Origin of the sequence: uncultured Winogradskyella sp. (assembly GCF_937958655.1) — a bacterium.
GTDB lineage: Bacteria > Bacteroidota > Bacteroidia > Flavobacteriales > Flavobacteriaceae > Winogradskyella.
The window spans coordinates 1-18,870 of the sequence record NZ_CALGNH010000026.1; the positions used below are offsets into that span (position 1 = coordinate 1).

20 protein-coding genes are annotated in these 18,870 nt (G+C 35.9%); 11 read left to right on the forward strand and 9 right to left on the reverse strand.

The annotated features are described in order from the left end of the window. Together Q0800_RS05755 and Q0800_RS05760 are read left to right on the forward strand one after the other, a co-directional pair. Positions 1 to 1,117: MaoC/PaaZ C-terminal domain-containing protein (locus tag Q0800_RS05755; protein ID WP_299128279.1), on the forward strand; the 1,117-nt coding region annotated here is incomplete at its 5' end. Positions 1,118 to 1,173: 56 nt separating this feature from the next. Further along, positions 1,174 to 1,926 (forward strand): enoyl-CoA hydratase/isomerase family protein, encoded by a 753-nt coding sequence (locus Q0800_RS05760; RefSeq protein WP_299128280.1) that lies wholly within the window; start codon positions 1,174 to 1,176, stop codon positions 1,924 to 1,926. Between the two features lie 6 nt (positions 1,927 to 1,932). Here Q0800_RS05760 and Q0800_RS05765 read toward each other — a convergent pair whose 3' ends face one another. After that, the gene (locus Q0800_RS05765) at positions 1,933 to 2,223 is read right to left on the reverse strand and encodes a hypothetical protein (protein ID WP_299128281.1); all 291 of its coding nucleotides are present in this window, start codon (positions 2,221 to 2,223) and stop codon (positions 1,933 to 1,935) included. A gap of 98 nt (positions 2,224 to 2,321) precedes the next feature. Here Q0800_RS05765 and Q0800_RS05770 point away from each other — a divergent pair, with 98 nt between their 5' ends. After that, complete coding sequence (locus Q0800_RS05770) at positions 2,322 to 2,918, forward strand: transferase hexapeptide repeat family protein (RefSeq protein ID WP_299128282.1); 597 nt, start codon at positions 2,322 to 2,324, stop codon at positions 2,916 to 2,918. 83 nt (positions 2,919 to 3,001) lie between these two features. Here Q0800_RS05770 and Q0800_RS05775 read toward each other — a convergent pair whose 3' ends face one another. Beyond that, positions 3,002 to 3,475 carry an Lrp/AsnC family transcriptional regulator gene (locus tag Q0800_RS05775; protein WP_299128283.1) on the reverse strand — a complete coding sequence of 158 codons (474 nt, stop codon included), beginning with the start codon at positions 3,473 to 3,475 and terminating at the stop codon, positions 3,002 to 3,004. A 188-nt stretch (positions 3,476 to 3,663) separates the two neighbouring features. Between Q0800_RS05775 and Q0800_RS05780 the strand changes: the two genes are divergently transcribed. The 4 genes from Q0800_RS05780 (at position 3,664) to Q0800_RS05795 (ending at position 8,909) form a co-directional block, all read left to right on the forward strand. Next, a complete protein-coding gene (locus Q0800_RS05780; RefSeq protein WP_299128319.1) occupies positions 3,664 to 4,944 on the forward strand; it encodes a dihydrolipoamide acetyltransferase family protein in 1,281 nt (426 codons plus the stop codon). 121 nt (positions 4,945 to 5,065) lie between these two features. Then, the gene (locus tag Q0800_RS05785) at positions 5,066 to 6,133 is read left to right on the forward strand and encodes a branched-chain amino acid aminotransferase (protein WP_299128284.1); all 1,068 of its coding nucleotides are present in this window, start codon (positions 5,066 to 5,068) and stop codon (positions 6,131 to 6,133) included. A gap of 341 nt (positions 6,134 to 6,474) precedes the next feature. Further along, positions 6,475 to 8,544 carry an alpha-ketoacid dehydrogenase subunit alpha/beta gene (locus tag Q0800_RS05790; protein ID WP_299128285.1) on the forward strand — a complete coding sequence of 690 codons (2,070 nt, stop codon included), beginning with the start codon at positions 6,475 to 6,477 and terminating at the stop codon, positions 8,542 to 8,544. A 29-nt stretch (positions 8,545 to 8,573) separates the two neighbouring features. Beyond that, a complete protein-coding gene (locus Q0800_RS05795; RefSeq protein ID WP_299128286.1) occupies positions 8,574 to 8,909 on the forward strand; it encodes a thermonuclease family protein in 336 nt (111 codons plus the stop codon). A 296-nt stretch (positions 8,910 to 9,205) separates the two neighbouring features. Here the strand turns inward: Q0800_RS05795 and Q0800_RS05800 are convergent, their stop codons facing one another. From Q0800_RS05800 to Q0800_RS05820, 5 genes are all read right to left on the reverse strand, one after another. After that, entirely contained in the window at positions 9,206 to 9,397 is a 192-nt protein-coding gene (locus Q0800_RS05800; RefSeq protein ID WP_299128287.1) for a cold shock domain-containing protein, read from the reverse strand. Positions 9,398 to 9,557: 160 nt separating this feature from the next. Then, the gene (locus Q0800_RS05805) at positions 9,558 to 11,201 is read right to left on the reverse strand and encodes a SulP family inorganic anion transporter (RefSeq protein ID WP_299128288.1); all 1,644 of its coding nucleotides are present in this window, start codon (positions 11,199 to 11,201) and stop codon (positions 9,558 to 9,560) included. A 118-nt stretch (positions 11,202 to 11,319) separates the two neighbouring features. Beyond that, positions 11,320 to 11,895, reverse strand: a complete 576-nt coding sequence (locus Q0800_RS05810; RefSeq protein WP_299128289.1) for a DUF4136 domain-containing protein — start codon at positions 11,893 to 11,895, stop codon at positions 11,320 to 11,322. Positions 11,896 to 11,905: 10 nt separating this feature from the next. Further along, positions 11,906 to 13,939, reverse strand: coding sequence for a urocanate hydratase (locus tag Q0800_RS05815; RefSeq protein ID WP_299128290.1), 2,034 nt, complete (start codon positions 13,937 to 13,939; stop codon positions 11,906 to 11,908). 127 nt (positions 13,940 to 14,066) lie between these two features. Beyond that, positions 14,067 to 14,231, reverse strand: a complete 165-nt coding sequence (locus Q0800_RS05820; protein WP_299128291.1) for a DUF5522 domain-containing protein — start codon at positions 14,229 to 14,231, stop codon at positions 14,067 to 14,069. A gap of 148 nt (positions 14,232 to 14,379) precedes the next feature. On the opposite strand from Q0800_RS05820, the gene Q0800_RS05825 reads away from it, so the two are divergent. From Q0800_RS05825 to hemL, 4 genes are all read left to right on the forward strand, one after another. Continuing rightward, positions 14,380 to 14,703: a hypothetical protein gene (locus Q0800_RS05825; protein ID WP_299128292.1), complete on the forward strand. Its 324-nt coding sequence runs from the start codon at positions 14,380 to 14,382 to the stop codon at positions 14,701 to 14,703. A gap of 66 nt (positions 14,704 to 14,769) precedes the next feature. After that, positions 14,770 to 15,618 (forward strand): pyridoxal-phosphate dependent enzyme, encoded by an 849-nt coding sequence (locus tag Q0800_RS05830; RefSeq protein ID WP_299128293.1) that lies wholly within the window; start codon positions 14,770 to 14,772, stop codon positions 15,616 to 15,618. Next, positions 15,615 to 16,430 carry a glucosaminidase domain-containing protein gene (locus Q0800_RS05835; RefSeq protein ID WP_299128294.1) on the forward strand — a complete coding sequence of 272 codons (816 nt, stop codon included), beginning with the start codon at positions 15,615 to 15,617 and terminating at the stop codon, positions 16,428 to 16,430. Before Q0800_RS05830 ends, Q0800_RS05835 begins: the two co-directional genes overlap by 4 nt. 1 nt (position 16,431) lies before the next feature. After that, positions 16,432 to 17,718 (forward strand): glutamate-1-semialdehyde 2,1-aminomutase, encoded by a 1,287-nt coding sequence (gene hemL, locus Q0800_RS05840; RefSeq protein ID WP_299128295.1) that lies wholly within the window; start codon positions 16,432 to 16,434, stop codon positions 17,716 to 17,718. Between the two features lie 53 nt (positions 17,719 to 17,771). Here the strand turns inward: hemL and Q0800_RS05845 are convergent, their stop codons facing one another. Both Q0800_RS05845 and Q0800_RS05850 read right to left on the reverse strand, forming a co-directional pair. Further along, the gene (locus tag Q0800_RS05845) at positions 17,772 to 18,122 is read right to left on the reverse strand and encodes a hypothetical protein (protein ID WP_299128296.1); all 351 of its coding nucleotides are present in this window, start codon (positions 18,120 to 18,122) and stop codon (positions 17,772 to 17,774) included. A 269-nt stretch (positions 18,123 to 18,391) separates the two neighbouring features. Continuing rightward, positions 18,392 to 18,838 carry a hypothetical protein gene (locus tag Q0800_RS05850; RefSeq protein ID WP_299128297.1) on the reverse strand — a complete coding sequence of 149 codons (447 nt, stop codon included), beginning with the start codon at positions 18,836 to 18,838 and terminating at the stop codon, positions 18,392 to 18,394. Between the last annotated feature and the right edge of the window lie 32 nt (positions 18,839 to 18,870).

An 18,870-nucleotide genomic window follows, 5' to 3' on the forward strand; every position in this document is an offset into this window, starting at 1 on the left:
AGTGCATGGTGGTCCAGGACGCGCTGGTGGAGGAGAAGAAATGGGAGGTATGCGTGGTATCAAACACTATTTGCAGCGTACAGCAATTCAAGGTTCGCCAACAACTATCACTGAAATTACAGGAATCTATCAACAGAAAGCTAAATATAAGGAAGCAGAACAGCATCCATTTAAATACCATTGGGAAGACATTCAACCAGGCATGTCTCTAAAAACCCATAATAGAACACTAACGGATACCGATATTCAAAATTTTGCTAATCTCACATGGGACCATTTCTATGCCCATACTGATATTACATCTTTAGACGGAAGTATTTTTGAAAAACGCACTGCACACGGTTATTTTATCATTTCGGCAGCGGCGGGCTTGTTTGTCTATCCGAATAAAGGGCCAGTTGCAGCAAATTATGGTTTAGATAGTATTCGCTTTTTACGTCCGCTATATCATAATGATACGATTTATGTACGATTAACATGTAAAGAAAAAGTAGATAGAGATGTCGCTTCGGCAGAGCATCCAAGCGGAATCGTAAAATGGCATGTTGAGGTGTTTGATGCGAATTTTGAAAACCGACCAGATAGTGAGAAAACAGAAAAAGATAGTCCACTAGTGGCCATAGCAACCATATTAACTATGGTTGAAAAAAAGCAAGAGACTTTTGTTGAAATGACTTCGGAAAAAATTGACGAATGTCTTTCAAAATTAAATGAAAATTCAAAACCAAAATGGGGCATCATGACACCACAACACTTGATTGAGCATTTAGAATATACTTATAAAATTGCTTCAGGTGAAATTCAAGATTTTGAAATTTCAACGCCCGAAAAAATTCTTGAAAAAGTTAAAAATAGTCTTTGGAATTATGATAAATTCCCGAAGAATAGTCAATTCCCATTATTAGAAAAAGATACGCTTGACGAATTAAAGCATGAAGATTTGATGACAGCGATTTCAAAATTTAAAGCGCAACGCGAGAAGTATTTAGAATACTTTAAAGAACATCCAGACGCTAAATTAAATAATATGGTGTTTGGCGAGTTAAATAAATATGAGTGGTATTTGTTGGAAAGAAAACACCTTAACCATCACTTTGAGCAATTCGGAATAATATAAATAGACACAAATGTCACCTCGAGCGCAGTCGAGAGGTCTCAATGATTAGATAAAATATGAGTGACCCATACGTAAAATTAAATATTGAAAACGAAGTAGGCTACATAGAATTCTTTCATCCTGCACACAACTCTTTGCCAGGTGATGTGTTAACAGAATTAGCCCAAACCATAACAGATGCTGGAACAAATGACGCTATAAAAGTAATCGTCCTTAAAAGTGGAAAAGACAGAACCTTTTGTGCTGGAGCCAGTTTCAAAGAATTAATAAACATCAATGACGAAGCAACAGGAAAAGTCTTCTTTTCAGGCTTTGCGAATGTGATAAACGCTATGCGTAAATGTCCAAAATTTATCATTGGTCGCATCCAAGGAAAAACCGTTGGCGGTGGTGTTGGTTTAGCGGCTTCGACAGATTATTGTATGGCGTCAAAATACGCCGCCATAAAACTAAGTGAGTTGAATATTGGTATTGGGCCATTTGTTGTCGGACCAGCAATTGAGCGTAAAATCGGGTTAAGCGGCATGTCGCAAATCGCAATCGATGCCAACTCATTTTACCCAGCAGAATGGGCAAAAGAAAAAGGCTTGTATACTCATGTCTACGAGAGTAATGAAGAATTAGACAAAGCAGTAAAAACAACTGCTGAACATTTATGTACTTATAATACTGACGCTATGCTTGAGATGAAGCAGATGTTCTGGAAAGGTACTGACCATTGGGATGAACTTCTCGCAGAACGCGCTGCTATTAGTGGACGTTTAGTGTTAAGTGAGCTTACAAAAGAAACATTAAAGCGATTTAAATAAATATTGTTAATCAATGTAAACAATGCTCGATTTAGGAATTGTAACGCCCTTTTTTAATATCACGAAGTTTGAAGTAACAGCCCATATAGTCGTATTGACGTGTAGTAATTCATCTTTATGATTTTTAAAATAGATTTTAACCTTGTTTTTTAAAAGATTTCCTAATTGAGATGCACGCCTTAAGTAATGTGCTCTTAAATTTTGTTTTTGTTTTGTTTTTAAGGTTTCCGTTTTAGAAAATCTTAAATTAGGTATATGTTCTTTAGTAACGAGTTTTGAAGAATTTTTAGGTATCATAATTTTTAATTTTATAATAACTTGGTTGAGGCTTTTAGTAAATGCTTACAAATCAAAGTGTATTATTATGAATTTTTAACAAAACCAACTATTTAGTTATGATTTATTCATTTAACGATTTTATACCAGTTGTTCATAAAAGTAGCTTTGTACATCCTTTGGCTGCAGTTACTGGTAATGTCATCATTGGTAAAAACTGTTATATAGGTCCTGGTGCTGCAATTCGAGGAGATTGGGGACAAATCATTTTAGAAGACGGTGTTAATGTGCAAGAGAACTGTACAGTACATATGTTTCCTGGGAAATCTATTGTTTTAAAGGAAAGCGCACATGTTGGTCATGGCGCCATAATTCATGGTGCTAATTTAGGTCGTAATTGTCTCATTGGTATGAATTCGGTTATTATGGATGATGCCGAAATCGGTGATGAATCTATAGTAGGAGCTATGGCGTTTGTAAAAGCTGAAACTATTATTCCAAAACGAAGTTTAGTGGTTGGTAATCCAGCCAAGGTGGTTAAGCACGTTAGTGACGAGATGATTGCTTGGAAAACAAAAGGTACTCAACTCTATCAACAACTACCTGCAGATTGCCATGAATCTTTACGAGAAGTTGAACCACTTAGAGAAGTTCCTGAAAACATGAAAGTTCAGGATGACGTTTATAAGACCTTAAGAGAAAATTTTAAGAAGTAGAATTCGTCACTTCTAGATTTGTGAAAAATGAACAAATTGTATCGAGAAGCAATCAAATATCGTCAATCAACAATCAACAATTTCTAAACCCTGCTCAAATCAATTTCATTAGTTTCTTTTCCTGTTGAAAGCGTAATCAAACTTTGTACATTGCCTAAATAAGGAAGAAGTGTCAATTTTGAAATAATAAACGTTTCATAAGCTTCAATATCTTCTACAACTAATTTTAATAGATAATCAAAGTTCCCACTCACGCGATGGCATTCTACGATTTCGGGAAAATTATTGATTTCAGTTACAAACTTTTCTAAATAACTTCTGGTGTGGCCTTGTAGTGTAATACCAATAAACACCGTTAGTTTTAATCCAATTTTCTTATTGTCCAATACGGCTACATATTTTTTGATATAACCCTCTTTTTCAAGTTTTTTAATGCGCTCAAAAACAGGAGACGTGGTCATGCCTAATTCTTCAGCGATACTTTTAGTGGTGCGATTACTGTCTTTTTGAAGTATAGATAGAATTTGAGTATCTATTTTGTCGAGTGAATGAGCCATCAGAAAATTATTTTTAGACACGACTAAAATACAATTATTAAAAGTATAAAAAACGTTATAACTAATAAAATAAAGAATAATATTCTGATATGATTTAATTTATAAGATATTAACAGTTGTAAGATGTCTTATTTATTAATTTTGATACTGTTTTTAAATTATTGATTTTGAGCACGCTTAAACTTAAAATGCCTAAAATGGGCGAATCTATATCTGAAGGAACCATCATTAATTGGTTAGTTTCTGAAGGTGAAGCATTTGAAGAAGGCGATATCATTCTAGAAGTAGCAACCGATAAGGTGGATAATGAAGTCCCTGCACCAGCTTCCGGAACTTTGGTTAAAACGCTTTTTCAAGCCAAAGATATCGTTCCTGTAGGAGAAGTGATAGCTATTCTTGAGGTTTCAGAGGAAACAAAATCTTCTAAATCAGTAGAGACCAAAAAAGCTGTCAGTTCGAGCGCAGTCGAGAATAAAGTCAATGTTAAAAATCCTAAGCAAAATTATTCCGTGCCGAGTGTTTCTTCCCCTCTGGGGAAGTCAGATGGGGCTTTTTTCTCGCCATTAATCATTTCAATAGCAAAAGAGCATCACATTAGTTTTGAAGAATTAGCACGTATTCCTGCAACTGGCAATGAAGGTAGATTACGAAAAAGCGATGTGTTTCAGTATATAAAAGATGGTCGTCCATATAAGTATGTGCAACCCACAGTGCAAGACCCAACAGCCTATCGCATACCACAATTAACATTTGAAAAAGGAAAAGGGAAAATTGTAGAAATGGACCGTATGCGTCAGATGATTGCTGACCATATGGTCTATTCTAAGCATACTTCACCTCATGTTACGGCTTATGTAGAAGCAGATTTAACCAACATGGTGAATTGGCGTAATGCTAACAAAGTAGCTTTTCAAGAAAAGTATGGTGAGCGTTTAACATTCACACCTTTATTTGTAGAAGCTGTGGCGAAAGCAGTTAAAGATTTTCCGAATATTAATGCTTCAGTAGATGGCACTAACATCATTGTAAAAGAAGATATAAATATTGGTATGGCTACAGCATTGCCAAGCGGTAATTTAATAGTTCCTGTAGTTAAAAATGCAGATACTAAAGATTTAAAAACGCTAGCGGCTAACGTAAATGAATTGGCTGGTAAAGCCAGAGAGAATAAATTAGTTGGTGACGACATTAAAGGTAGCACCTTTACCATTTCTAATGTAGGAACTTTTGGAAGTGTTATGGGAACACCAATTATCAATCAGCCAGAAGTTGCCATTTTAGCACTCGGAATCATAAAAAAGCGACCAGAAGTTATCGAAACTGAAAACGGAGATGAAATCGCTATTAGAAGTATGATGTACTTATCGCTTTCTTTTGATCATCGTGTTGTGGATGGCTTTCTAGGTGGAAGTTTCGTGAGAAGAGTTGCCGATTATTTTGAGCAGTTTGATGTGAATCGAAAAATATAAACTAACGTCACTTCGAGTGGTTTGTGAAGTATGAGCAAATTGTATCGAGAAGCAATTAAAGTTCTCGATACTAAATTGCAGAAAAAGCAATTTTACTCGAACTGACGAAATAATAAATATTATGAGTTACAACATTTCAATTACCAAAGTAAAAGAATCAAAAGTAAAAGACTTAGATTTTAACAACATACCATTAGGCACTACATTCACGGACCACATGTTTATCTGCGATTTCGCTAATGGTGAATGGGTTAACCCAAGAATTGTTCCAATGGGAATGATTCCAACACATCCGGCAGCCATGGCTTTACACTATGGGCAAGCCATTTTCGAAGGTATGAAAGCCTACAAGGATGCCAAAGGCGAGCCCATGTTATTCAGGCCAGAGCAAAACGCTAAACGTTTAAATAAAAGTGCAGACCGCATGGGTATGCCACATTTCCCAGAAGATGTATTTGTAGAAGGCGTAAAGCAACTGGTTGATTTAGAGCATAATTGGATTCCGCCAAAAGATGGCAGTGCACTCTATTTAAGACCATTTATGTATGCCGATGAGCCTTTTATAGGTATGCGTGCAGCCACCCGTTTTAAGTTCATAATTATGGCATCTCCAGCGGGCCCATTATTCAGTAAACCAATTAAATTATGGGCAGAAAAACAGTACATTAGAGCAGCTAACGGAGGTACAGGAGAAGCCAAAGCAGCAGGTAATTATGCCGCAGCAATAAGACCAACAGAATTAGCAAAGGCCAAAGGTTACGACCAAGTACTTTGGTTGGATGCAGCCAAACATAAATATATTCAAGAGGTTGGCACTATGAATATTTTCTTTAAAATTAACGGAGAATTCATAACACCAAAGCTAGATGGTTCTGTGCTTCATGGCATCACCCGAAAAAGCGTCATCCACTTGTTGAAGGACAAAGGTTTTAAAGTAACTGAACGTTTAATCACCTTGCAAGAAATTAAAGAAGCCTCAAAAAACGGAACTTTAGAAGAAGCCTTTGGTACAGGCACAGCGGTAGGTATAGCATACATTCAAGAGATTGGAATGGAGGGAGAGACGATACATGTGTCGGATGAAAGTCCGGTAGGAGAGGACATCAATAATACCTTAAATGCTATTAAAACCGGAAAACAAGATGATAAATTTGGTTGGATGATAAAAACAAGAAAAGAACTAGCTTAGGTTATTTGGGCGTTACCACAACACTTCGACAAGCTCAGTGCAAGTGGTCGGGCTTTCACTACTCGCTCTCTGCGAGGAGCTCAAACAAATCGTTCAATCCCTAACGCAAAAACACCCCTAAAGTCCCCTCAAGGGGACAATAGTTTCAGTGTACATTTATAGGATCATCCCCTTGAGGATTATCGAAATGAAAGCAGCGCTTTTATTGAAGATACCTAGCGAAGCTAATTAGGGGTGTTAAAGGATAGTGTTTAAAAAGTAAATTGTCATTCCTGCAAAGGTGGGAATCCAAAATAAAATAACGTATAATTAATGAGATTCCACTTTTGTGGGAAATAAATATGAATAAAAAAATACTACAAAAAGCTTTTTCAAAACTCTGCACCGCCAAAGCAATGACCGAATTGTATGAGGCTAACTTTAAACAAGTTTCAAAATACGTTCATGCCACCTCACGTGGCCATGAAGCCATTCAAATTGCATTAGGATTACAATTATTACCTCAAGATTATGCCTTTCCTTACTATAGAGACGATGCTATGTTACTCGCTTTTGGTTTAGAGCCTTACGATTTAATGTTGCAATTACTAGCCAAAAAAGATGATCCATTTTCAGGAGGGCGTACCTATTATTCGCATCCAAGTTTAAAGGACGACGATAAACCTAAAATACCACATCAATCCTCAGCAACAGGTATGCAAGCCATACCTGCAACTGGTGTCGCGATGGGACTTCAATATTTAGAAAAACAAAAATTAACTAATCCTGTCACATCGAGCGTAGACGAGATGTCTGAAAAACCAATTAGCGTCTGTAGCCTTGGTGACGCTTCAGTTACCGAAGGTGAAATTGCCGAAGCCTTTCAAATGGCAGCATTAAAGCAAATGCCAATACTGTATCTAGTACAGGACAATGGTTGGGACATTTCGGCAAACGAAGCCGAAACCAGAGCCCAAAATGCTGCAGAGTATGCGGCAGGATTTCATGGTTTAGAAGCGATATCTATAGATGGAGCTAATTTTATTGAAAGCTATGAAGCCATTAAAAAAGTGATTGCAACGATTCGAAAAGAACGACGTCCATTTTTAGTGCACGCTAAAGTACCGTTGTTAAATCACCATACCTCTGGTGTACGTATGGAATGGTACCGAGACGATTTGGACGAAGCACGTTCGCGCGACCCATATCCAGTTTTAAAACAACAATTACTGGATAATGGATTTTCAGAAAAAGACATAGAAGCTATAGAAAAGGAAGCCTTTCAAACTGTAGCTTCAGATTTTGAAAAAGCCTTAAAAGCAGAAGACCCAAAACCTGAAGATTTATTTACAAACGATTTTATACCAACACCAATAACAGAAGAAAAAGGAACACGTTCACCAGAAGGAGCTGAAAAAGTAGTTATGGTAGACTGTGCTTTATTTGCTGTTGAAGAATTAATGCGCGAATATAAAGAGTGTTTACTATATGGGCAAGATGTAGGTGGACGGCTAGGCGGAGTGTTTAGAGAAGCCGCAACGTTAGCACAGAAGTTTGGAGACGATCGTGTGTTTAATACACCAATACAAGAAGCTTTTATTGTAGGTTCTACTATTGGGATGTCTGCGGTTGGTTTGAAACCTATTGTAGAGGTGCAATTCGCAGATTATATTTGGCCAGGACTTAATCAGTTATTTACAGAGGTAAGTCGCAGTTGCTATTTGTCTAATGGTAAATGGCCAGTGAGTATGATTTTACGAGTACCTATTGGTGCTTATGGTAGTGGAGGGCCTTATCATTCATCTTCTGTTGAAAGTGTCATTACCAATATAAGAGGAATCAAAATTGCTTATCCAAGTAATGGTGCTGATCTTAAAGGTTTAATGAAGGCTGCTTATTTCGATCCAAATCCTGTGGTAATTTTAGAGCATAAAGGTTTGTATTGGTCTAAAGTTCCTGGTACACAAGGCGCGACTTCAGTTGAGCCGTCCGAAGACTATGTGCTACCATTCGGAAAAGCTTGGGTATTACAAGAAATCTGGAAGCAAGAACATAAAGAAACCATAACGATTGTAACTTATGGTATGGGAGTGCATTGGGCATATAATGCTTCGGGTGAATTAGATATGCGAAACCAAATAGAAATTATAGATTTAAGAACATTGTTTCCTTTAGATGAAGAAACTATCATAAAATCTATTAAGAAAACCGGAAAATGTTTAGTGGTGACCGAAGAACCCTCAAACAATAGTTTTGCAAGGGCTTTGGCAGGTAAGATTCAAGAAGAGTGTTTTAAATATTTAGACGCACCAGTAATGACTATTGGTAGCGAAAACATGCCTGCAATTCCTTTGAATTCTACATTGGAGCAAGCGATGATTCCGTCAACAGAAAAGGTGAAAGATAAAATAGCACAACTTATTGATTATTAGTATTTTTAACTGATTAAAAAAATAGATTTATGGATTTTCAATATCAGTATAAAGCTAAAATTATAGATGTATATGATGGTGATACCATCACCGCACAAGTAGATTTGGGTTTTCTTGTGTCTAGAGAAATGAAATTTAGACTTTATGGTATAGACACACCCGAGCTAAGAGGTGAAGAACGACCAGAGGGTCTCAAAGTAAGAGATATACTTAGAGGTCGAATCCTTGATAAGGAAGTTGTTATTTATTCGTACAAGGATAAACAAGGGAAATATGGTCGTTTCCTTGCTAATATTTTTTTGGAAGGTGAAGACATTAATCAATGGTTAATTGACGAAGGACATGCTAAGCCTTATCATCCTTAAATGTTTATAAGAATTATATGGGCTTAACTCTAATGATTAGAGAGAAGACTTATTTTTGCTTTTTTTTTGAAGCTTTTATAAAAATTTCTCTTTTAAAGGATAGTCTAGTGATACTCCTATCAGTGCTATATATTAGAGTGTAGAAAGTAATTTGCCAGAAATACTAAGCAAAAATTAGAAGATATTCCGAGTCAATACCCAGAGGATAATCATGACAAGATGTAAATAAGGACTTTAAATAAAAAAAGCCTATCCAACAGATAGGCTTCATTTTAAAAAGATTGTAAGGTATATACTTATATAACTTTTACGTTTATAGCATTTAATCCTTTTTTGCCTTCGGTTAAATCGAATTCTACATTATCACCTTCTCTAACTTCGTCAACTAAACCAGAAATGTGTACAAAATGCTCTTTGTTGTTTCCTTCTTCTGTTATTAATCCAAAACCTTTAGAGTCATTAAAAAATTTTACTGTACCAGTACTCATATTAAAATATATTAAATTAAGCAGCAAATGTAGTTTAATTAATTGATTTTCAATTGTTTTACCTTTTTTATTATTCAGATAGTCAGAAATAAAACCGTAACTAGCTAGACCTTAATGGTTAAACTATTAAAATTAAAAGTTAAATAAATTATAACATGCACTACATTTTGTATTCTGAGAGTGGTTTTGTAAATTTTTCAGGGTCTGCAGCTAAGTGATAACGTGGGTCATTAATATCTTCAATAATAACTTCTTTAAATTTTGGACTAGCTTTGTACATTAATAGTTTAGAATCTGCACTCAGGTGTTTTAGTTTTAAGCTTTTCCCTGCAGCTTCATATTTATTAACTAAATTAAAAATGGCTTCTAATGCAGAATGGTCGCTTACGCGAGATTCTACAAAATCAATTTCAACCTTATCGGGATCGTTTTTAACATCAAACTTGGAATTGAAACTTTGAATGGAACCAAAGAATAAAGGTCCCCAAATTTCATAAGTTTTAGTGCCGTCCTCTTGCATGCGTTTTCTCGCTCTAATCATTGTGGCATTTTTCCAAGCGAAGACTAATGCGGATATAATAACACCAGCGATTACCGCTACCGCTAAATCCTTCCAAACTGTAATAGCTGATACTGTAATCAATACGATTGCGTCAGATAATGGTATTTTTCTTATAATTCTAAAACTAGACCAAGCAAAGGTGCCGATAACCACCATAAACATTACACCTACTAATGCAGCGATAGGAATCTGTTCAATTAAAGGTGCTCCAAAAAGTACAAAACAGAGTAGGGCAATAGCAGCAACAGTCCCAGATAAGCGGCCACGTCCGCCAGAATCAACATTTATAATTGACTGTCCGATCATGGCACAGCCACCCATACCACCAAATAAGCCGTTGAGTATATTTGCACCGCCTTGGGCTATACATTCTCTATTTCCGTTACCTCTTGTTTCTGTGATTTCGTCAACTAGGTTTAGTGTCATTAAGGATTCAATTAAACCTACTGCGGCAAGAATAAAAGCTGTTGATAATATAATTTCCCAATGCCCTTGCAAGGTGCTGAATAAACCAAAAATTTGATCCTGAAATGTAGGTAAACCGCCCTCTAGACCTAAACCACCACCATCTCTAATAAAAGAGCCAACGGTACTTACCTCTAAATTTCCGAATATGGTAATAGCCGCTACTACAATTATAGCAGTTAATGCCGACGGTATTTTTTTGGTAAGTTTTGGTAAGCCGAACATAATACCCATTGTTAAGGCGATTAAAGCAAGCATTGTCCAGAGTGGTGCACCAGACATAAAAACTTTTTCACCATTAACAGTTTCTTTAAATAAACCTAATTGAGAAAGGAAAATAACTATTGCCAGACCGTTTACAAATCCCATCATTACTGGGTGAGGAATTAGTCTAACAAATTTACCTAGCTTAAAAATACCAGCTAAAATTTGTATACCACCAACAAATAGTAAGGTTATAAAAAGCCATTGTAAGCCTAGGTTGTCGATTGGGTTGTCTAGCGCCAATCCAACTTCGTTACCTTTGCTAATGAGATGAACCATTACTACAGCCATGGCACCAGTAGCACCAGATATCATTCCTGGTCTACCACCAAATAATGCCGTTACAATTCCCATCATAAAGGCACCGTAAAGACCTACTAATGGATCTACGCCTGCAACAAATGCAAAAGCAACAGCTTCGGGCACCAAGGCAAGTGCTACTGTTAATCCCGAGAGGATATCATTTTTAGGGTTTTGGGTAAAGTTTTTTCGGGTTGTGTGGCCTAATATCATATTCTTTTGCTTTTCAAAGTCGCCAAAGATATGGTATTTAGAATAAATAGATAGTTAAGGTATTAAACCAAAAAAGCACCAAATTTAATTGGTGCTTTAAAAACGTCTTCATGGAATTCTATTTAGAAGCAGGTGGATACTGCTCCATAGTTTTAGAAACAAACTCTTTAATACGCGCTTCTTTTTTGTCGACATTTCTAGTTACTAAATAGCCAGTACCAGAGCCTTGCCATATTAATTCTTTTTCTTTTGCATCTACTAAATCTATAAATAATACGCCTTCGGTTGTGGTAGAAACGTTATTTCCTCCCAAGCCAGCGCCCCAACCAAAGCCAGGTCCCCAGCCCCAACCCCATCGGTTGAAACCGCCCCAGCCCCAGGCACCAGCGCCCCATGCATTGTTGTAAACATCTACACGTTGATTGGATTTGGTGAAAATGCTGACTAGCATATCTGGATTTTCGGATTTGGTCATGCCTTTAGCCATCAGTTCGGCTTCTATAGCTCTTAGAATTCTTCGTTTATCTATATCACTTATTTCAGCTTTATCAATTCCTGGTTTAAAGAATGCAAAGGTTTTGTATTGGTTAAAATTTGCCTCTCTATCGTAATCTGCTGCAACTCTAACAGAGCTACAGGAAGATAGAAGGATGGCAAACACTAAAATCGGAGTAAACTTTAATAATTTCTTCATATCGCTTTTTTTAAATTGTTTCTAATAAATCGTCATCAACCATATTGGGTAGTGTTACTTTGAGATTTGGTTCGGTTTCCATAGCGCGTTTTATAGCGAATAGTGCTCCTTCATTTCTAGCCCAACTTCGTCTAGAGATACCATTATTAACATCCCAAAATAACATTTGTTTTAATCGTTTTGACGCTTCTTTTGTACCATCAAGAACCATGCCGAAACCGCCATTAATAACTTCGCCCCATCCGACGCCTCCACCGTTATGAATGCTTACCCAAGTGGCTCCTCTAAAACTATCACCAATAACGTTATGTATAGCCATATCTGCGGTAAATCTTGATCCGTCATAAATATGACTGGTTTCTCTGTACGGTGAATCCGTTCCTGAGACGTCATGGTGGTCTCTTCCTAAAATGACGTAGCCTATCTCACCATTATTTATGGCCTGGTTAAAGGCTTCAGCAATTTTTATTCTCCCCTCAGCATCTGCATAAAGAATTCTAGCTTGAGAGCCAACAACTAATTTATTTTCTTGAGCCCCTTTTATCCATTGAATATTATCCGCCATTTGCTGCTGAATTTGAGAAGGGGAACGCTTCATTATAGCTTCGAGAATGCTACATGCAATTTGATCTGTTTTAGCTAAATCTTCTGGTTTTCCCGAAGCACATACCCATCTAAATGGGCCAAATCCATAATCAAAGCACATGGGTCCCATGATGTCTTGAACATAGCTAGGATAAGCCCATCTCTCGGTCTCTTCTCCAAGGGAAGTGAGATGGGATTTATTAACTAGATTTCCTGATTTATCAATATAAATAGCGGCATCTGCTCTTGAAGCCTCTAATAAAAAGGCATTGCCATAATCAAAGAAATAAGTGCCTTTTGCAGTATGCTTATTTATAGCATTTGTATGACGTCTTAAACTTTTTTTAACCTCTTTTTTAAATTGTTCTGGTTCATTTGCCATCATTTCGTTAGAGGCTTCAAAAGATAAACTAACAGGATAGTAGCCACCAGCCCAAGGATTATGAAGTGAGGTTTGGTCGCTACCTAAATCAATATGAACGTTTGCTTCATCAAATTTTTCCCATACGTCAACAATATTTCCTAGATAGGCGATTGAAACAACTTCTTTGTTGGTCTTTGCTTTTAAGACTCTTATGACGAGTTGGTCTAAGTCTGTGATTTTTTCATCAATCCAGCCTTGGTTTAGTCTTACTTGTGTAATCTTTGGGTTAACTTCTGCGCAGACTGTAATACAGCCTGCAATATTACCTGCTTTGGGTTGTGCTCCAGACATACCACCTAAGCCTGAGGTTACAAATAGATGGCCTTTAGGTTCTTTTTCTATTTTTCTAAATCCGTTTAAAACCGTTATTGTTGTACCATGCACTATGCCTTGTGGACCAATATACATATAGCTGCCAGCGGTCATTTGTCCGTATTGCGTAACTCCGAGTGCATTAAATTTCTCCCAATCATCTGGTTTTGAATAGTTGGGAATCATCATACCGTTAGTTACTACAACTCTAGGCGCTTCTTTATGAGATGGGAATAAACCCATTGGGTGACCAGAATACATCACTAGGGTTTGCTCGTCATTCATCTCGGCCAGATACTTCATGGTCAGTAGGTATTGTGCCCAATTAGAGAACACGCTTCCATTGCCACCGTAAGTAATCAGTTCATACGGATGTTGTGCTACTGCATCATCCAAGTTGTTTTGAATCATGAGCATTATGGCTGCTGCTTGCTTTGATTTTGCAGGGTAGTCATCAATTGGTCTTGCAAATATTTTGTAATCGGGTTTAAAACGATACATGTAGATGCGGCCATAGGTGTTTAATTCATTTTTAAATTCCGGAAGTAAAGTTTTGTGATGTTTCTTATCAAAATAACGCAGTGCGTTTTTAAGTGCTAATTTTTCTTCTTCTTCGTTGAGGATTGCCTTGCGCTTGGGAGCATGATTTATGGCTGCGTTGTAAGTTTTTAACTGTGGAAGTTTATCTGGGATACCCTCTAATATTTGTTCTTTAAAAGTCATTTTTTAATGTTTAGATTAATACCTATAAATACTGTAAATATGTTGTATTATCTAAGGGTATCTTATATCTACACGATGACGTGTATTGGCCTTTAATTTTATATTTCATTAAAAGTAAATCCAACGTTTATTTCTTTTGGGTATTGGTTTTTTTATCAAAACCATAAGGGCAATGTCTGCATCCGCTTTGGCAACAGTAGCCTCTTTTTAAATGATATTGTTCTGTAAAACAACGATAACCTTCTGGTGTTAAATAGTAATCTCCGTCTTCAATTGGGATATGTGTCTTCATAAGCCTTTTTCTGATCCTTTGCTGAGGAAAGGAGATAAATTAGTCTAAACGTTTTGATTTTATGCTTTTTAAAACTGATTATTATAGTGTCAATTAGCATTACATACAAAGATAACGTAAATTGAGATGAATTTTTTATTATAGATTATTGATATTTATTTCTAAATATTTGGTGCCAAGAGGTTATGCTGGGATTACTATTTTTCCTTTTATAATTTTAAAGTATAATATTCTAAAGTTGAATAAAGTGTTGGTTAACCATGAGAAAATACATAAACAACAGCAATTAGAATTGCTCATTATGCCGTTTTACGTGCTATACTGTATTGAGTTTTTAATTCGATTAATTAAGTATAAAAATTGGGACTTGGCCTATAGAAATATTTCTTTTGAACGAGAAGCTCATAAAAATGAATCTAATTTAGAGTACTTAAAACAGCGTAAATTTTGGAACTTTGCATATTACCTTTAAACGCTTAAAATTTTAGATATAATTAATTCAGTACAAAATATTTTAATTTTAGATGGGGACGTTCAATTGTATTTAAAACGAGAGGATCTAATTCATCCTGTAGTTTCCGGTAATAAATTTAGGAAACTTAAGTACAATATTCTAAACGCAAAATCATTATCTAAAACAACACTTTTAACCTTTGGCGGTGCGTATTCAAATCATATTGCGGCAACGGCCTATGCTGGCAATAAAAGTGGTTTTAACACTATAGGTATTATAAGGGGAGATGAATTAGAAGATAAAGTAGTTTCTAACCCTACTCTAAAATTTGCAAAGTCAATGGGAATGCGTTTGGAATTTATAGATAGAGGTACTTACAGAATGAAATATAACGCTGATTTTATTGAAAAATTAAAAGCATCCTATGGTGATTTTTATCTGATACCAGAAGGAGGAACAAATACCTTGGCAGTAAAAGGGTGTGAGGAAATAATAACTAATGATGATAAAAAGTTTAATTATATCTGTTGTTGCGTTGGTACAGGAGGTACTATTGCGGGTATTATTAATTCCTCTAAATCGCATCAAAAAATAATAGGTTTTCCGGCTTTAAAAGGTGATTTTTTACGGCAAGATATTCTTAAATTTGCAACTAACGATAATTGGGATTTAATTAGAGACTATAATTTTGGTGGCTACGGAAAAATAAAGCCAGAATTGATTTCGTTTATAAATGAGTTTAAGGCAAAGTATATGATTCCGCTAGATCCTATTTATACTGGAAAAATGATGTATGGATTAATAGATATGATTGGTAAAGGTTACTTTCCGAGAGAATCAAAATTATTAGCCATTCATACAGGTGGTCTCCAAGGAATTTCTGGTATGAATTTTGTCTTAAAACGTAAAAACCTACCTTTAATTAATATATGAGATTAATTTTTAAATATACTACCCTTGTTCTAATTACTTTAGTTTTTAGTTGTGGCCCTAAAAAGGGAATTGTAACAAAGAAAAAAAGACAGAATACTGAAAAAGAAGTTATTGTAAAAGAAACTGAAACTTCAAAGGTCGAAACCACAAGCCAAAAGGATTCTGATAAAATTATTATTAAAGTGCCGACCTCTACAGATGCTTATATTAATCGCTTTGCAGCAAAAGCTAAAGAAGAAATGCTATTGTCTAAAATACCAGCTAGCATAACATTGGCTCAGGGTATTTTAGAGTCTGGTTCTGGTAGAGGACGATTAGCTGTAGAAGCTAATAATCATTTTGGGATAAAGTGCCATGGTTGGCAAGGTGAAAAAATATACCACGATGATGATCGATCTCAGGAGTGTTTTAGAAAATATGAACGCCCAGAACGTTCGTACAAGGATCATTCAGATTTTTTAGTAAGCCGCAAACGTTATGCTAGTTTATTTAAATTAAAACCAGATGATTATAAAGGATGGGCTAAAGGTCTTAAGAATGCAGGTTACGCTACGGATAGAAAATATCCACAAAAATTGATTAGTTTAATTGAGCGTTATAAACTTTATAAGTATGATGATGAAGTCCTTAGTGGCAACCCAACAGATATGGTGAGAGTAAACAGTGGTGTATTAAGATATGTCGTTGAACAAGGTGATACGTTATATGCTTTGGCAAAACGCTATAATACCTCGGTTAAAGCGATAAAAGAATTAAATAATATGACCTCAAATGATCTTTCAATTGGTCAAGAAATAATGATACCTAATTAGTATGTTATATCAAAGAAGTAGTGCGCTTTTTAATGATGCGCAAGTTGTTATTCCAGGCGGAGTAAACTCGCCTGTAAGAGCATTTAAAGGTGTAGGAGGCACACCAATATTTGCTAAATCGGCCAAAGGCGCTTATGTTTATGATGAAGATGGAAACCGCTTAATCGATTACATTAATTCTTGGGGTCCAATGCTATTAGGGCATGCTTATCCGCCTGTAGTAGATGCTGTTATTGAAAAAACTAAATCAGGGACTTCTTTTGGGATGCCTACTGCTTTAGAGACTGAAATTGCTGAATTAGCAGTTGCTATGGTGCCTAATATAGATAAAATTCGTTTTGTAAATTCGGGTACAGAGGCCTGTATGAGTGCTATTAGATTAGCAAGAGGGTTTACTAAAAAAGATAAAATCATAAAATTTGCTGGTTGTTATCATGGTCATAGTGATTCGTTTTTAATAGCTGCCGGTAGTGGCGCGAGTACTTTTGGTACACCAAATAGTCCTGGTGTAACCCAAGGTACTGCTAAGGATACTTTGTTGGCGAGGTACAATGATCTTGAAAGTGTAAAGGCTTTAATAACAGCTAATCCCAATGAAATTGCAGCTATAATAGTAGAGCCTGTGGCTGGTAATATGGGTTGTATTCCACCTGTTGACGGTTTCTTGGAAGGCTTAAGGCAATTCTGTGACACGCACCATATACTTTTAATTTTTGATGAGGTAATGACTGGCTTTAGATTGGCTAAAGGTGGTGTGCAAGAGCTAAAAGAAGTTGATGCAGATATTGTGTGCTTTGGAAAAGTCGTTGGTGGAGGTTTACCAGTTGGAGCATTTGCGGCCAGAAATGAGATTATGAATGAATTAGCGCCATTAGGACCAGTATATCAGGCGGGTACTCTAAGTGGTAACCCTTTGGCTATGGCCGCGGGTTTAGCTATGCTAAAAGCTATTAATAATGAAAAGGGACTGATGAATCGTCTTGCTGAAAAAACAAAATATCTTCATAATGGTATTGCTGACGCCCTCAATAAAAATGATATTGACCATACAATTAACAGAATTGGATCAATGATTTCTGTTCACTTTGCTAAGGAACCTGTTGTTGATTTTGAATCTGCGGCTAAAGGCAACAATGAGCGCTTTAAATCCTTTTTTCATGGTATGTTAAACAGCGGAGTATACATTGCTCCAAGTGCATTTGAGAGCTGGTTTATAACCGACGCACTCACGTATCAAGATTTAAATGAAACTATAGCAGCAGTAGAGGAGGTAGCAAAAACTTTATAAAAAAAGCCTCACATTTGTGAGGCTTTTTTTTGTTCTATATTTTTAGAAATCTATTAGTTTTCTTGTTCTTTTAGAATGGTTTTATAGGCTTCAAACTGTTCTTCGTTTAGGATAACTTCCATTCTATTAGTAAGTCTATTTTTAAGTTTTGTCATCGCTTCTGGTGACATTGTTTTAGATTTTACAAGATTTGCATGCCCTTTTTGATAGTCTTTATATGCATTATAAACCTGTTCTTGCGAATCTTTGTTTAAGTTTAAAGCTTTGATGAGAGATTCGGTTGTTTCACCAGCCACCTTATTTATTTCGGTGCGCTCTTGTAGAGACAAAGATTGTGCAGATAAAGATTGCACTCCTAAGCATAAACCAAGTGCTAAAATGCACATTGTATATATCTTTTTCATTTTGAATTATTTAATTAATAGATCCCTAAAAATAAGAATTTTATTGAATTAAATAAAAGAGGTTGTGTAAAATGTACTTTTTTATATCACTTAGCCTATAGTTGAGTAACCGAAAGGTTCAGCGTAACTAGACCTAAAATTTAGATTAGCAAAGTATTTAGTCCACTTAATGTTGTGCTTTAAAAGCGTATTTTGATTTTAACCAATGCATAATTTAGAAGTTTACGGTTTTAGCGATCCTTAAGACCTTTTTGGTTTAAAAGGCTGATCTAATTTCTATTTCCTTTTACCTGTCTTGCTTTTTTTGCTCTTCTTTTTGAGCTAAGCTTTTCAAATTTTGCAAATTGTTCATCCGTTAAAATAGATTTCATAGCACGTTTAAATGCTATTTGCTTATCTAGCCTTTCATTTTGCATCGCTAAACGTTGTTCTTTTGTTGGTTTTTTACCCTCACTTTTATTGGCTTTGCGCTGTTCTCTATTTGCTTTTGTGTATTTAACTTCTTCCAAGATTAGATCGTAAACTTTTGATTCTTGTATCTCGTCTAAGGTTAAGCTTAGAGTTAGTTGTTTAGACTTAATGTTTGCGACTTCCTCTGGTGTCATGTCTTTCATTAGTTGTGACCGCTCATTATGGTCTTTTCTGTGTTTTCTTTCACCTTGGGCAAATCCGTTTAGCGTAAAGAGTGCTAGTGCAATGGCTATTAATGTTTTCATTTTAAATGGTTTTAATGTTTGTCTGTTAGACC